This is a genomic window from Sporosarcina sp. GW1-11 (genome assembly GCF_033088395.1).
Taxonomy (GTDB): Bacteria; Bacillota; Bacilli; order Bacillales_A; family Planococcaceae; genus Sporosarcina.
Map to the genome: position 1 here is coordinate 129,653 of NZ_JAPMIW010000005.1, position 14,637 is coordinate 144,289.

Sequence of the window (14,637 nt, forward strand, 5' to 3'; positions counted from 1 at the left end):
ATGTTAACAAAAACGCAATGGCAATTTTGCCTGCAAACATTTGAAGAGATGTTCCCCGATGCTCATTGTGAACTTGTGCATAAAAACCCATTTGAATTACTCATCGCGACACTGTTATCTGCTCAATGTACGGATGTTTTGGTTAATCGTGTGACTGCTGATTTATTCCAAAAGTATACGACGCCGGAAGATTATTTACGTGTACCGAACGAAGAATTGCAACAAGATATTCGTTCCATTGGTCTTTACCGCAATAAGTCCAAAAACATTCAAGCGTTGAGTGGACAACTAATCGAAGACTATGGTGGGGAAGTGCCTGCTGATCGGGATGCGATGATGACACTACCTGGTGTGGGTAGAAAAACAGCGAATGTTGTCGTCTCTAATGCATTCGGAGTACCCGCCCTAGCCGTTGATACACATGTCGAACGCGTAGCGAAACGCTTAGGTATGAATCGTTGGAAAGACCGTCCAATTGATGTGGAAGAGAAAATCATGCGCTGGACACCGATGGAAAAATGGACACAAACTCATCATCAAGTCATTTTCTTCGGACGCTATCACTGCAAAGCACAAAATCCGAATTGTCCAGAATGTCCGCTCTTGCATTTGTGCCGTGAAGGTAAGAAAAGGATGAAAGCGAAATGAGTTCAGAGCAACTAAAAGAATCCGTTAAACAAATTCTTGTACACTGGGAACAGCAAAAGCCGGAACTTGAGAAGATGTATGCAATACGTGACGAGCGACGGATAGGTTTATTACAGTTAGCGATTGATCAACTGACAGCGTTAGTCGAGAATAGTGGAACAGAAGAGAATACGTTTACAGGTAAGACGCATTTTATGTTAGCGCCGAATAATTATCAAGAACGAATAGATTTTATTAGGATGCAACATACGAGCCACTATGCGCTGATTCAGTTGACGATGTTGTATGATGAAGTGAAGAAAAAAGCTGCTCGTTTGCGCGTTCAACAATAAAAAATCGGCAAGAGGAAAATACCTCTTGCCGATTTTTTAATTGTTTTCTGCGGGTGGAGCTTCAGGTGTTGGACTGATCGGGCTTTGATCTTGATTTCCCTGCCCTTGATTTCCTTGGCCTTCCTGTTCTGCATTTCCTTGGTTACTTTGTTCTTGGTTACCTGCACTATCTTGCCCTTGATTGTTGTTTTGACCCTCTTGTTCTTGCCCGTTGGAGTTATCTTGCCCCTGGTTGTTTTGATCATTTTGTTCGGAGTCATTATCTTCATCATTTGGATCGCCTGGTACTTCAATCGGCTCCTCGGTATCTCCATCTGGTTCTTTAATAATCGGTTCTTTGGTTACTGGAGAACTGGATCCTGCTAACGATAAAGTAGCTGTAGCCGATCCACTCGTATAGCCACCCATAGTAGCAGTTACGGAGAACGTGTAGCTTCTACCGAATTCAGCTCCTGAGAAGACCGCTGATTGAGCATTTGTCTTCGTGATGCTTTGATAGGCACCGCCGTCGATGGAGACACTGACATTGAATGATGGACTACCTAAACTATCATATTTTTTCGATGCATCGTAATTCCAGTTCAATGCGATGGAATTAGAATTCGCATCGAATTGTGCTGTCATATTACTTGGGCTTGGAATAGAAACCTTTTTCGGAATTGCTTGTTTAGCTGGCAGTGTACCTCTGACGAATAATTCATTACGTACTAAGTTGCTGTATGTGAATGAACTGGCTAAGACAATTGGATCGCTACCTTTCACGATTGCTGCCTCTTCCACTGAATCTGGTTGAATGAATTCACCTGGATTACTGGCAATCTTGGTCATCACTGCTTTAAATAGCTTTTGCGGAACATAACGGCCATAATCGTAAGTTGTGATTGGCGTTTTATAGTCAGCATAACCGCCCCAAGTAGAGATTGTATACTCTGTCGTATAGCCAGTGAACCAAGTATCCGGAACATAGTGACTCTTCATATTTTCTTTACGCATTATATCAGCAGGATAGTTGGTTGTACCTGTTTTACCGGCGATATCCATACCACTAATCGCTGCTTTTTCAGCTGTCCCGTAAGACGTCAATACATCACGTAATACATCTGTAATCATATATGCTGTTGAGTCTTTCATTGCTGTGACAGGATCGGGACGAAGATTTTTCACTGTTTTACCGTCACGCAACGTGATTTTCGTCACAGTATGAGGCTTAGTATAAATTCCCCCGTTACCGAATGCTGCATATGCACCTGCCATTTGGACAGTAGAGAATTGAGCTGTACCGCCACCTAACGCATGGCCAGAACTTATATCATCATAGGCTAAACCGAGTTTTGCAGCGAAGGCTTCAGCTTTCTTTCCTCCTACTTTTTCAAATGTTTTAACTGCTGGGACATTTCGTGAATAATACAAAGCTTCGCGCATCGTCAACGTACCTAAGAAACGTCCGTCAGCGTTATTAATCGATTTGTCCATTCCTTTATATTTATACGGTTCATCAACTACTTTTTGACCTGTTGACCAGTTTAACTCTTCAATAGCTGGCCCGTAAGCCAGAATAGGTTTGATCACGGATCCAGGTTGACGGTTTTGTTCAGCGAAGTTCAAATTACGTCCCGAATAATTACGTCCACCACCAAGCGCGACAATCGTTCCTTTTTTCGTATCCAAAACAGTCATACCTGCTTGCATATCTTCTGATTCATAATAGCTTGGATCATTAATTGCAGCTTCTACTGCTTCCTGTGCTTTTGGATCGAGTGCTGTCTGAACTGTGACACCTTCCGCTAATAAATCAGCGTAGCCTTCTGCTTCAAGCTCATCTAGTACAGCGTCCACGTAGGCAGGATATTTACTAAAAGTTTCACGCTCGTCTTCTGATAATAAAGTAGATGTGACAGGCACTTTTTTCGCAGCTTCCATTTCTTCAGTAGAGATCTTGCCGTGACGATTCATCAGTGTAAGGACGATATTTCGTCGCTTTTCGGCACGCTCAGGATATTTAAACGGATTATAGCCATTCGGATACTGTGGCATACCTGCTAGCATCGCCATCTCGGATAACTCAAGTTCATTTAGTTTCTTGCCGAAGAAATAGCTAGCACCTGTACCGAAGCCATAACGATTTCCAGACATTAATACTTTATTAAAATACATTTCGAAAATCTCTTCTTTTGTGTATTCTTTTTCCAATTTATATGCAAGCCAAGCCTCTTGTGCTTTCCGCTTCAACGTTTTTTCGTCTTTCAGGAAAGAGTTCTTGATCACTTGCTGTGTCAAAGTGGATGCACCTTGTGAACCGAATCCGCTACGGAAGTTGGCTAGTACAGCACCACCTAAACGATAGAAATCAACACCACCGTGCTGAAAGAATCGCACATCTTCTGTTGCTAAAATTGCATCTTTCATTTGCTGTGGAATTTCATCGTAGGGAACAAAGTCACGTTTTTCGGTTCCGAACTTCAAAAATATATCTCCATCTTTAGTTAGGAAGTTGGAGGTCAGCGGATCTTTCAATAATTCTTCATCTAAATCTGGTGCTGTACTTGCGTAGTAGGCGAATAAAGAAGCACCACCTACTAGAACGACCAAACCGAAAATAACGATAGCCATGAGGATTTTCTTAAATAATCCTTGAGGCATTTTTCTTCCGGGCTTTTTCTGCATCGTATCTTTTTGTTGTCTTCTCGTTGTTCTTGAGTTTATATTATCACTCATGTACGTTCCTGCCTTTCAGTGGTTAAATCTATTATGTTTTTGAATCCATTGCTCAACCGCTTGTAAATAATCTAGCCGTGGTTGATAGCCTGTACTGATTTCAATTGATCGTTCTTCGATTTCTGTCAATGTGATAGACTTTCTCCCGCCACTCTCCATGCGTTGCCAAAGTGGGAAGAATGCATCAAATGGCAATAAAAAGTAGCGGTCAAGTAAGCTGAAGTTGACGATAAAAAAAGCAAGTCCTGATTGGTCATGCACTTGCTTCATATGTTGCACTTGATGCAAATGAATATTTTGCAAAGGCAATGAAGTTTTATTTTTCGTCTCTTTCGCTTCAAAGTCTACATAATGACCTTTCCAGACACCGTTGTAATCGGTCGTGGAAGGAGTGCGGAAGTAGGCTTCTGTAATAACCGCTGCGCTTCGTGCCGGGTACCGGACGTTGACGATTTGGACGGGTACTGGTTTCTTATGGATAACGGCTAGTCCGTGGGCTAGGTAGTATTCGTTTGAGTCGTTGAGTTCGTCTTCTAATAATTTTCCCCGATTACTGAAGGAGAAATCATTGGTTTTCTTTTTTGTTGCTGGTACTGACGGGTTGTACTTTTTTCCGTTAGGATAACGAATCGCCAATGTGACCACCTCGTACTCTACATCATACCATACCCACTACTAGACGAGTTACCGAAAAGAAAGTTTCACTAAGTATGAATGTTGGCGATTTTGTAGTGATTTGGAATGTTTGTTCGTAGTTAGTGGAGTGGGGGAAGGATTTCTGATAAACTTAAAGTTAAGTGATGAAGTTCAAAGACTATTCTATGACTGGTCTGGGATATTCGCTTCAGAGGAGACCGCGGTGAGCCAGAAAGTAATTTGTTGAAGGGGTTTTATAGATGAGTCGAATAAATGATACGCGCGTGTTACTTTCTATTTGTGATGAGTGTGAGGAACGTTTTTATAAAATGAGGGAGACGGAGCATGTGCCGGATTTTTTTGGTGAGGTGAAGCCGTATGCAGATGTGAGTCACAAAGCAATTACGGATTGGTCTGATCAGATGAAGGTGTGGATTGCGAAAGAGAAGCCGCGCTATGTTCATGCTGTACAAATTGATTCGTTAAAAGACTCAATGACTCAATTCGTCGTACAGTCGTTTTATAAAGAGACGGGTAAGAAACGCTTCATTTTGTCTATTAATGCAGCGCGTTATACATTGCAAACAGTGTTGAATGCGATGGCGAATGAAGAAGGAGAGCGGAGCGATGACTAAGCAAAATATACCGGACATTATCCAGCAATTATTTGCAGATCCGCGGTTTGGTCCGAATATTTCTTATATCGAAACATTGAAGGAGCAAGAAGCAATTATTGCGGAATTTCCACCTAGTTTGCATCCTTCGATAAAAAAAGCGCTGGCGGCGAAAGGCATTACGCAACTATATAGTCATCAGCGCGAGGCGTTTGATGCGGTGAGTGAAGGGCATTCGATTACGGCGATTACTCCAACAGCATCGGGTAAATCGCTATGTTATCATTTGCCGGTGTTGCAGTCCATTTTAGACAATCCTTCGTCACGGGCATTGTATTTATTCCCGACGAAAGCTTTAGCGCAGGACCAATTAGCAGATCTACATGAATTGATCGAAGCGAGTGGCGAGACAATTTTAAGTCATACGTATGATGGAGACACCGCGCCAGGATTACGGACGAAGGTGCGAAAGTCGGGACATATTATTTTGACGAACCCGGACATGCTGCACTCGGCGATTTTGCCGCATCATACGAAATGGATTTCATTGTTCGAGAATTTAAAGTATATCGTTGTTGATGAATTACATACGTATAAAGGTGTGTTCGGTAGTCATGTGGCGCATGTGTTACGACGTTTGCAACGGATTTGTCGTTTTTATGGGAGTGATCCGATTTTTATTTGCACATCAGCAACGATTTCAAACGCTAAAGAACTGGCGGATAATTTAACGAATAAAGATATGGTGCTTATCGATAAAAATGGTGCACCACGAGGGAAAAAGCATTTTGTGTTTTATAATCCACCGATTGTTCATGAGGTTTTTGGAATTCGTAGAAGTGCCGTCCTTGAAGTACGGGATTTAGGTGCTTTCCTTTATCAGCAACATATTCAGACGATTATTTTTGCTCGCAGTCGAGTGCGTGTGGAAATGCTTGTGACATATATGAAGGAATTGACGAAGAAGAAACTGTTCGATGAGACGGTGATGGGCTATCGTGGCGGCTATTTACCGTCGGAGCGTAGGAAGATTGAAAGTGGATTGAAGAATGGTGAGATCCGCACGGTTGTTAGCACGAACGCCCTTGAGCTCGGCATTGATATCGGGCAATTACAAGCATGTATTATGACAGGTTACCCGGGAAATATTGCGAGTGCGTTGCAGCAAGCAGGCCGAGCAGGTAGAAGACAGGAAGATGCACTAATTATCTACGTTGCGCAGTCGATGCCGCTTGATCAATATATTATTAAACATCCAGCGTATTTACTTGGACAACAGCCAGAAGAAATTCATATTCATCCGGATAATATGCTGATTTTAATGGATCATTTAAAATGTGCTTCATTTGAATTACCATTTAGTTCCACAGAAAACTATGGCGAGTTTGAAGTGCAAGAGTTGCTAGCATTTTTGCAGAGTGAAGGTGTGTTGCTGCAAACTTCGGATAAATGGCACTGGATGACGGATCGTTTTCCAGCGGGCGAAATTAGTTTGCGCTCGGCTTCACAAGAAAATGTCGTTATCATCGATCAAACATTTCCAAAAGAAACCCGAGTCATTGGAGAAATGGATCGTTTCAGCGCAATGACTTTATTGCATGAAGAAGCTATTTATTTACATCAAGGGACGCAATATCAAGTGGAAACATTGGATTGGGAAGAGAAAAAAGCATACGTCACGGTCGTCGATGTCGATTATTTCACGGATGCGAATTTAGCGGTGGAATTGAAAGTCATTAGCGAAGACAAACGGCAGGATGAAGGGGAGCGGTCATTAGCTTACGGAGATTTGGCAGTGCTAGCGATTCCAACAATCTTCAAGAAGATTAAGTTCGGTAATAAACATGACAATATAGGTTCGGGTACAATCTCTTTACCTGCTGAAGAAATGCATACGAATGGCACTTGGCTTGCATTCGACTTACCAGATGGATGGGAGAAGTCCGATCTGACCGATGCTATGAGCGCAGCAGCTTACGCGATCCAGTCATTAATCCCTTTGTTTGTTAAATGTGATCGAAGTGATATTCATGTCGTACCACAAGTGAAGGCGACTCATACAAAAAAGCCGACAATCTTTATTTACGATAGCTATCCAGGCGGAATCGGACTAAGCGAGAATATTTATAATCGCTGGAATGAATTGCTAAGGATGTCAGCAGAACATATTAACGAATGCCGATGTGAACATGGTTGTCCAATATGTATTGGTGCGCAAGAAGCAGGGCAGACACAAAACAAAAGAAATGCAGAAATGTTATTAAGAGACCTGGTTAAATAAAAGTGAGGAGCCGGAGCAATTAACGCTTCAGCTCCTCTTCTTCGATTAGTTTATAAATCATTTTCCGATTAATCCCCGTACGTTCTTCCAATTGCCTACCGCTGATTTTTGGATTCTTTCGCAATTCTTCTTTCAGGATAAGAACCCGCTGTTTTTTCAGGGTAGGGCATTGTTTGTTTGGCTTTAGATGTCGGAAGGGTCCGAACCGCTCTTGATCCAATTTCAAAGTAGACGGCTGGCTACCAATCATTTTCCCCAGCGCTTCAAGTGTTGAGCCTTTATTTTCATTTAATATTTTCTGTGCTTTGACGTATCGTTCACTAGCTTTCTCTAATACCTCACGTTCGGTTGTTTCTTCCATTGATTCAATTCTGATATTCACATCGACATTCACTTCTTGGGGCAATAAAGCATGCAGGATTAACGTATTATTTTCAGTATCAAGCGTAGCGGAAGGGAATAGGCTGCCAATTAATTTCTGTTGATCCACGGGTTCTAGTAATTCTTCGAAACGACTAGCCACACCAAAGAACTCTGCAACTGTATCAAAATTCAACATATCTTTCTGAATAAGTCCACGCTTTCTTTTACGCTCCCTTAAATCCACTTCAATTTGCTTCGATTGTTCTTCTAACAGCTTATGGTGTTGATCCAACTTTTCTTTTGGGCACTTATCATCCAAGTAGAGATCCAGCAGCTTATCAATTTTTGAATGTACATCTAATTTCATCTTTTCCAAACGCTTCACATCTGCGTCAAGCCGCTCCAATTCCACTTCGTCAAAGTCTGAATCGATGTACTAGGAAATTTTGTTAGTATCAGTCAAAATATCCTTAACTGCTTGTGTAATTCGGTGCTTGATACGTTTATCGTTGATACTAGGCTTCGCTTCACATTTATTGTGTGTGATAGCATTCGTGTGAGTCAGCAGGAATAATCCATATCTCTGCGACTTATCCTGGTTATAGACACAATGCTTTTTGACACTGATCTCTTTTTGACAAGAAGAACAAATGATTTTTACATCCCTCAAGAAGTGAGGTTCCGCTGGTTGACGTCGATACCTTTTCGTCAGTTCGTTCCGTATACGAGCATGCATAAGTTCTGTACGCAGCGGGGGATAGACGTTAGGAACTGTGATCGTTTCACCATTACTGAAAGTTTTTTGCAACACACCATGATAAGCAGGGTTCTTCAATTTACCTAGCACTTGCTGGCTTGTCCATTGTTTGCCTTCAGCCGTCTTACAGATTTTATTCAGCTCTTTCGCAATAGCTGTAACACCAAGCCGTTTCTCAATGTATAGATCATCAATGAAGGGAATCAGCCAGGAACGTTCTTCGTTCACTGTAATTTCTTCGGTATCCTTGTTGTAATGATATTCTTCCGGCTGCTTACCCCAAACTTTACCTTCACGTGTCTTCTGACGTTTCCCACGCATCATTTTACGCAGCAGATCCCGCCTGGAACGTTGGGCAAGAAGGTTCTTCAAGTCTGAAATGAATTCATCATCTTCATTGGTTAAATCCACGATGTTGCCAGGCTCTGCAATCTTGACATGATTATCACGTAGCACGCCTTTTAGATATTCCCATTTGATTGTATCCAGTCGTGAAAGACGATCCTGCTCGATGCATAGTACTACGTCTATCTTTCCGTCTTCTACGTGGTCTAGCATAGATTCTAGTCCGTCTTTGTTGAGTTTAGTGCCGCTGTCCACATCTCTGAAAGTATCAACTATCGTCCAGTTTTGCGATTGAGCGTATCTGGTTAGTTCGACTGTTTGGGCTTTTAGGCTGTATCGATCTTCTTGGAGTTTGGTGGATACGCGGATGTAGATGGCTACTCTCATGTGATTTCACTCCTCACTAGTTAGAATGTATGTTCTTTTTTTTGTTTAAAATAAAACACACCATTTCTATTGGTGTGGGCATTGATTCATAGATAAAGTATTTTTAATCACAAGTTTTAAACAACTGAATAAATTTATAGTGCTTGAAGAATCCTGCCCTAGTCATTCGCATAAAATAGAGAAGGATTCTTCGTTTTTAATATTTGAATATTCCACTATGAATCGCAACTCATAAATTCCTGGTTGTAGGGGAGTAATAGTTATGTCGTATGTGAAGTACCGTTTTGACGAGTAAGTATTTCTAACGTTTGTTTCTTTTAAATAATAGATAAACTTATCAAGATGTTCAACAGTTGTTATAGAATTGTTCGGCATATCGAAATTCAGAACTTGGTTAGATTCAATTATTAGCGAAGGTTTATCGTCTAAATTAAATATCGAATTAGCAACCAAAGTAATAGAAGAACGTCTGTTTATCGATAGTTTATCATTAAATAATTTCGGAATTATCGTTAGACTTAAAGCGTTTGAGTTATTATCCTTGGTAATAAGTATCTTGGTTAGATTGTCTTTAAGTTCGTCTCGTTCTTCTTGTATTTTACTTAGATTATCTAATATTATACTCGCTGTTATTGATAAAATTAAAATCACTATAGACCAATAGATTGTTGTTTTAGAAAAATCATCAACGCTAATAAAGTATCCAATCAGATTAACGGTAATATTTAAAAGAACTGTTAATACTATGATATTACTTGAGCGCATTTATTAACTCTCCAGTGAATCTAATTAAGTAATCTTCCTCGCTATTATTAACCGAAATAGTATTCCCCATTTTGATAGACATAAGTTTATCTTTTACATTCAGCAATAAGTAATGGATATTATTAGTGTCCTCAAAAGCCTCAGAATAAGAGTCGACGTTTTCTAATTCGAAAGATTCGTCATCTCTTTCATATTCGATTAATTTTATTCGTGCATCTAGAGAAATTACTATATCCAGCATTTGTCTGTTTGTTAAAGACATTTTTCTAATTTGATTGTTTTTAGTTTTAGCCACAAGATTATCTATCACCATATTAGAATAATTATCGTTTATAGCTTCGACTAAAAACATGGAAGAATCCGAAAAGAAAAAAGTATTAATATATTGATTGAAAGGAACACTTAAAACATCACCTGAATTTTTCGTCCCAAACTTATATTCATCAGAAATATGAAATACCGCATGGAGCTGATTAGGTGATAACTTATTAACATGAAATAGGTCAACGTCATTGTTTTTTTGAGACAAAAATCTCGACTTTCTTTTAACAATCCTTTCGTAATATGAACACTCTTCGGATTTAAATAAATTAAAATTCACGTAAATCCCTCCTCACTATTTAAAAAAATCAACTTTCATTAAGTATACCCAATAAGTGTAGCATAAACTCATTAAATGAATCGTTATCAGAAAACTCATTTTCGTTAATTATTACTCTATGTTTGTCAGAGTATAAAGTAACCGTAATTTGTTTAGGATTCCCATTATCGGTATATGGTAGATCGAATTTTATATGAGACATTTCTCCATGGTCGCTGTATTCTTGTTGAACAACTGAGACATCGGTGTCGTTGGCCGGATCGATAACAAATGATACACGCCTTGTACTATCTCCATGCTTTACAATTTTATTAAAAGTAGCTGCGCTCCAACTATAGTTGTTTTGAATATGCCTAATTAGAAGGTCAGTTATCCTTAAAATACTCATTTCAAATCCTAATTGTTCAATTTGTGCTTTTACCTTGGCTTTTGCTCTTTCTTCAATTGAGTTATCAAACATAATGATAAACTCATTATTTTCAGTCAAATAGATTTTTGACTTTGTAAAATAAGTATGTTGTTTTCTTTCAGTTGTAAAAGTATCTGTAGAAAATTTAGCTTCATTAAAATTACCTAAACTGGATCTAGTGATACAAAAACACTGAACGGACTTTACGTTTCCTATCATGATTTTTTCAACAATTCCAAAACCTTCACCCTGTGGATATCCCTCTTCGTTTATAGGTGCTTTATTTTGATCCATAGTTTCTATTAAGTAATCAACGTTTAAACTACCCTCATCTGAAAAAAATAAGTCTGGATGCTCTTCTGTGTTTAGTTTATAAATATATAAATAGCTAGCCAATCTAGATCAACCTCCTCAATTTTACATACATTCATGTTAAAAAAAGCTGGATAATCAATTCGTCTCAGAAACATAACCTAGTGATATATAACTACATCACCTATAAAAACAAACACGGTCATCTAAACCGTGCGGATCCATCTTCTTTAAATGTGCAATTTCCCCGGGAACGCAATACATAGCAGCTATCTCCTGCACCGTCATGCTGCTGTCCTTATGTTCGTAAAATACTTCATCCGGCAACAGCAACTCCACTGCAAAACGATTCGCTTCTACTTCCAGCCGATCAACAGAAAGAAACGTATTCTTTTTCATGAAGGGAGCATTTGCCTTTGAGTGCAGCACGGCATGACCTAGTTCATGAGCACATACAAATCTCTGTTCATGTTGCTGGAGATTGTAGTTGATGTTGATGATTTGAATTCGGTTGCTTTGAAAGTAAAATCCTAGCGTTTCGCCTAGATCAGCATACTGTACAAGTATCCCTTTACTTTGCGCTAGCTGAAACGGGCAATTCGTTTTATATTTCTTTGTCAGCGCTTCAATCTTCTTCTTAATATATGGCACATCACAGCACCCCTTAGTTGCCCCTACTATGATAAAATAATATAAAGGCGGTGATTATATGCAAATCGTATTGATATTACTTTCAAGTGGTTCGTTAGGTTTCATTTCTTATTTAATTTTACGCGAGTTAGGCATTCTTAATTTTCCTTTACGAGAAAAGGAAATAGAAAAAATCACCTTGATTCATTTTTCTATCTTTAACGCAATCGCTGTGTATTTCTTATATTGGGTGTTATTCAAAGAAGACCTATTACAAACCCAATTGACTATAGTAATATTTGCTAAAGTCATAGGTCTGTCTTTGCTGGCATCATTCATCATGCCATTTATCTATGCTGTTTTTATAAAGCTCGCACAAATAGCATTCCAAAAGATCCAACAGAAGAACAACCTAATTACAAATAAATACAAGCCTTTATTCAATGACCTTTTTCTTCCGGAACAATATGAAGATACTGAAATAATTATCTTCGACTATTCTAATAAATTCATCCATGCCGGTCACTTGGAACGTATGGAGTATAAAGAAGGAAAGCTCTACTTTTCTTTATACGCGGCTCCTTATCACCTAGAATACACATATGAAGAAGTCATCAAGAGGTTTCATAATGACAATACGGATCTTAATAGGCATAAAATAGTGATAGATAGTGACAGGCAACAAAAATATTTCTTGATTTATGACCCGAATAAAGTTGATTAAGTGAAATGAATTCTAATTTTATTTTTTAGGTTCAGGTCGGGTGAATGTTGGTGGTTTACTTCGCCCCTCATTAGCGTCTGGCATAGGCCGCCTCGGAAAAGGTGGTGGATTTACACGACCACTATTTCTTTCCTCGTATCCACCAGGTTGTTGTTTACTCATATATGTTACCTCCTAGAAAAGCTGTCCTGTGGGCTGCTTTTTTATTTTCGTTTTATTTTTTATACTTATTCGGTGTAAACTTCTTCTTCGCCAACTGCTTAGCCAAACGCAAATTACTTTCAATCTGTTCCCGCACCAACTCACGCGTCACATCATCCAGCGGTTCCCCATCAAAAGCCAAACTACTCTCACTGTTAGACCCCCTAAAATAGATTCAAACTTTCTAGTGATATCCTGTTCGTCCTTAGATGATAGTTCAGGTAATACAGCGCTTACTTGCGGAGTGTCTGATCTACCTAATAGGTAATCAGTTGAAACCTCAAAGTAGTCATCTTTTTTTTATGTATCAGTGTCCGGAAAAGGGTTACCGCTTTCATATCTTGAGATAGCAACGTTAATGTTTGCGGCAAGTCGTTTTTTTGTTAACTTTTTTGAAAGTCCAAGTTTCTTAATCGTGCAGCTAACGCCTACCTTCCTTAAAACAAATTATAGTTTAACGTAATGTTAAATCAAAAACTTATTGTTGGTTTTTCATACATCTAACTAAATACCAAATATATTCAATTATACCACTTTATTTACCATTTTGTTCAACTATTATATGTATAACGATATGGTGAAAAAGTCGATCGTGACGAATCTTAGATATGGCAAGCGTAGTCTTCACTACGAAACTGCTATAAAACTTGCTTAAGCGTTTGGAAAAATACCTTGTAAAGTTTTTCAAAACAGAATGTACACTATGAGTTAATAAACGTTGCTCTATATGTTTAAAAAGTCTGTGCGAAATTTTAAAAGAGTATTCTTTTATTATTGAATTGGTTACACTATCCATAAGGGAAGATTTCCGTGAATAACTTATTGTTTATTATTTTTTGTTATCTATACCAGCGATTTTATATTTCATCATTCGTGTGTTAATCGCTACTATTAAAAAAGACAAGGCGCTACGTTCTAAACATTTCAAATTTACCAGATTGTCATTAATAGTAGTGGTTTTCTCGTTGATAGTTTTCACTATAACATCTGAACCAGAAAAAGACGTTGCAGTAGATAAGGGTGATAAAGTAGGGATACAAAAAGTTGTGGAAGCGACAATAGAGAAGTCTGCTGTAAAAGAGGAACTTGTTAGTGAAGCAGTGCCAGTTTCAAAAGAAGAACCAATCATAGAAGAAGTAATAAAAAAAGAACCTAATGTGGTTAAGGAACCAGTTGAAGTCAAAAAAGCAGAAGCGCAAAAACCTAAGGAAGTAGATGTGAAAAAAGAAATTGATACGTCTGTTTATGAATATGTGTCAAATATTGATGTAACAGACGCACGCGACATAAATAATCACATCACATTAATGATTGATATGAAAACTGAAAACCAAGGACTAGCATTCCAGCATGTCCTTAACCAAACCTATGACTTTTTACAACAAACTGATATTAAAGACGCAAAGACAATAGGGATTAATGTTTGTGTGAAGGGTAATAAAGTAGGGATGTTTACTGTCTATCCAGAAAGATTTCAACCTAATGACAATGAACCGATGGCCGATGTAGTATTAGTTGCCTCGGAAGTGGAAATGGTAAATTCAGAGGTTGAAGAGTTTGGAAGGCTAATGGAATTATGGTAAGAGATTAATTGGATGCAAGACAGAATAACTTGCGATTAATGCAAAGAAGATTTCACAATCAATCTAAGACTAAAATATAGGTGATAATAATATATCCGAATGTCGTAAGTTGCAGAAATGTTTTAGTGAGTTGTGAATGTGGGGGCATGAGAATCTGCCGATGAAGGAGGGAGTTTATCCGTTTCTGACAGAAGACTCCCTCTTCAATCATGTGAAGGGCAGAGCCCAATGATAAGAGGGAGATGAATGTCGGTTGTCTGTAGACAAAGCAGTTTCTGTAATGATAGAATAGGAACATACATTCCCATATGAAATGAGGTGAAAGCAATGTTGG

The 14,637-nt window shown here is 38.8% G+C and carries 16 protein-coding genes; 6 read left to right on the top strand and 10 right to left on the bottom strand.

The window, feature by feature from the left end:
• Together nth and ORD22_RS05445 are read left to right on the top strand one after the other, a co-directional pair.
• Entirely contained in the window at positions 1–648 is a 648-nt protein-coding gene (gene nth, locus ORD22_RS05440; protein ID WP_317644908.1) for an endonuclease III, read from the top strand.
• Complete coding sequence (locus ORD22_RS05445) at positions 645–980, top strand: YpoC family protein (protein ID WP_317644909.1); 336 nt, start codon at positions 645–647, stop codon at positions 978–980. The genes nth and ORD22_RS05445 overlap by 4 nt, the downstream gene beginning before the upstream one ends.
• Before the next feature lie 36 nt (positions 981–1,016).
• Here ORD22_RS05445 and ORD22_RS05450 read toward each other — a convergent pair whose 3' ends face one another.
• The gene (locus ORD22_RS05450) at positions 1,017–3,695 is read right to left on the bottom strand and encodes a transglycosylase domain-containing protein (RefSeq protein ID WP_317644910.1); all 2,679 of its coding nucleotides are present in this window, start codon (positions 3,693–3,695) and stop codon (positions 1,017–1,019) included.
• A 15-nt stretch (positions 3,696–3,710) separates the two neighbouring features.
• Positions 3,711–4,331 carry a Holliday junction resolvase RecU gene (recU, locus tag ORD22_RS05455; protein ID WP_317644911.1) on the bottom strand — a complete coding sequence of 207 codons (621 nt, stop codon included), beginning with the start codon at positions 4,329–4,331 and terminating at the stop codon, positions 3,711–3,713.
• Between the two features lie 260 nt (positions 4,332–4,591).
• Here recU and ORD22_RS05460 point away from each other — a divergent pair, with 260 nt between their 5' ends.
• Positions 4,592–4,966 carry a YppE family protein gene (locus tag ORD22_RS05460; RefSeq protein ID WP_317644912.1) on the top strand — a complete coding sequence of 125 codons (375 nt, stop codon included), beginning with the start codon at positions 4,592–4,594 and terminating at the stop codon, positions 4,964–4,966.
• Positions 4,959–7,226 (top strand): DEAD/DEAH box helicase, encoded by a 2,268-nt coding sequence (locus tag ORD22_RS05465; protein WP_317644913.1) that lies wholly within the window; start codon positions 4,959–4,961, stop codon positions 7,224–7,226. Before ORD22_RS05460 ends, ORD22_RS05465 begins: the two co-directional genes overlap by 8 nt.
• A gap of 19 nt (positions 7,227–7,245) precedes the next feature.
• Here the strand turns inward: ORD22_RS05465 and ORD22_RS05470 are convergent, their stop codons facing one another.
• The 6 genes from ORD22_RS05470 to ORD22_RS05495 form a co-directional block, all read right to left on the bottom strand.
• On the bottom strand, positions 7,246–8,001 hold the full coding sequence (locus ORD22_RS05470; RefSeq protein WP_317644914.1) for a hypothetical protein: 756 nt from the start codon (positions 7,999–8,001) through the stop codon (positions 7,246–7,248).
• 24 nt (positions 8,002–8,025) lie between these two features.
• Positions 8,026–9,078 carry a recombinase family protein gene (locus ORD22_RS05475; RefSeq protein WP_317644916.1) on the bottom strand — a complete coding sequence of 351 codons (1,053 nt, stop codon included), beginning with the start codon at positions 9,076–9,078 and terminating at the stop codon, positions 8,026–8,028.
• A 162-nt stretch (positions 9,079–9,240) separates the two neighbouring features.
• Positions 9,241–9,843, bottom strand: coding sequence for a hypothetical protein (locus ORD22_RS05480; protein WP_317644917.1), 603 nt, complete (start codon positions 9,841–9,843; stop codon positions 9,241–9,243).
• Positions 9,830–10,444 (bottom strand): hypothetical protein, encoded by a 615-nt coding sequence (locus tag ORD22_RS05485; RefSeq protein WP_317644918.1) that lies wholly within the window; start codon positions 10,442–10,444, stop codon positions 9,830–9,832. Before ORD22_RS05485 ends, ORD22_RS05480 begins: the two co-directional genes overlap by 14 nt.
• A gap of 28 nt (positions 10,445–10,472) precedes the next feature.
• Positions 10,473–11,249 carry a hypothetical protein gene (locus tag ORD22_RS05490; RefSeq protein ID WP_317644919.1) on the bottom strand — a complete coding sequence of 259 codons (777 nt, stop codon included), beginning with the start codon at positions 11,247–11,249 and terminating at the stop codon, positions 10,473–10,475.
• 96 nt (positions 11,250–11,345) lie between these two features.
• Positions 11,346–11,816 (bottom strand): ImmA/IrrE family metallo-endopeptidase, encoded by a 471-nt coding sequence (locus tag ORD22_RS05495; RefSeq protein WP_317644920.1) that lies wholly within the window; start codon positions 11,814–11,816, stop codon positions 11,346–11,348.
• A 58-nt stretch (positions 11,817–11,874) separates the two neighbouring features.
• On the opposite strand from ORD22_RS05495, the gene ORD22_RS05500 reads away from it, so the two are divergent.
• Entirely contained in the window at positions 11,875–12,519 is a 645-nt protein-coding gene (locus ORD22_RS05500; protein WP_317644921.1) for a hypothetical protein, read from the top strand.
• Positions 12,520–12,537: 18 nt separating this feature from the next.
• Here ORD22_RS05500 and ORD22_RS05505 read toward each other — a convergent pair whose 3' ends face one another.
• Positions 12,538–12,681 carry a hypothetical protein gene (locus ORD22_RS05505; RefSeq protein WP_317644922.1) on the bottom strand — a complete coding sequence of 48 codons (144 nt, stop codon included), beginning with the start codon at positions 12,679–12,681 and terminating at the stop codon, positions 12,538–12,540.
• Positions 12,682–12,733: 52 nt separating this feature from the next.
• Positions 12,734–12,862, bottom strand: coding sequence for a hypothetical protein (locus tag ORD22_RS05510; protein WP_317644923.1), 129 nt, complete (start codon positions 12,860–12,862; stop codon positions 12,734–12,736).
• Between the two features lie 694 nt (positions 12,863–13,556).
• On the opposite strand from ORD22_RS05510, the gene ORD22_RS05515 reads away from it, so the two are divergent.
• A complete protein-coding gene (locus tag ORD22_RS05515; RefSeq protein WP_317644924.1) occupies positions 13,557–14,303 on the top strand; it encodes a hypothetical protein in 747 nt (248 codons plus the stop codon).
• The last annotated feature ends 334 nt before the right edge of the window (positions 14,304–14,637 follow it).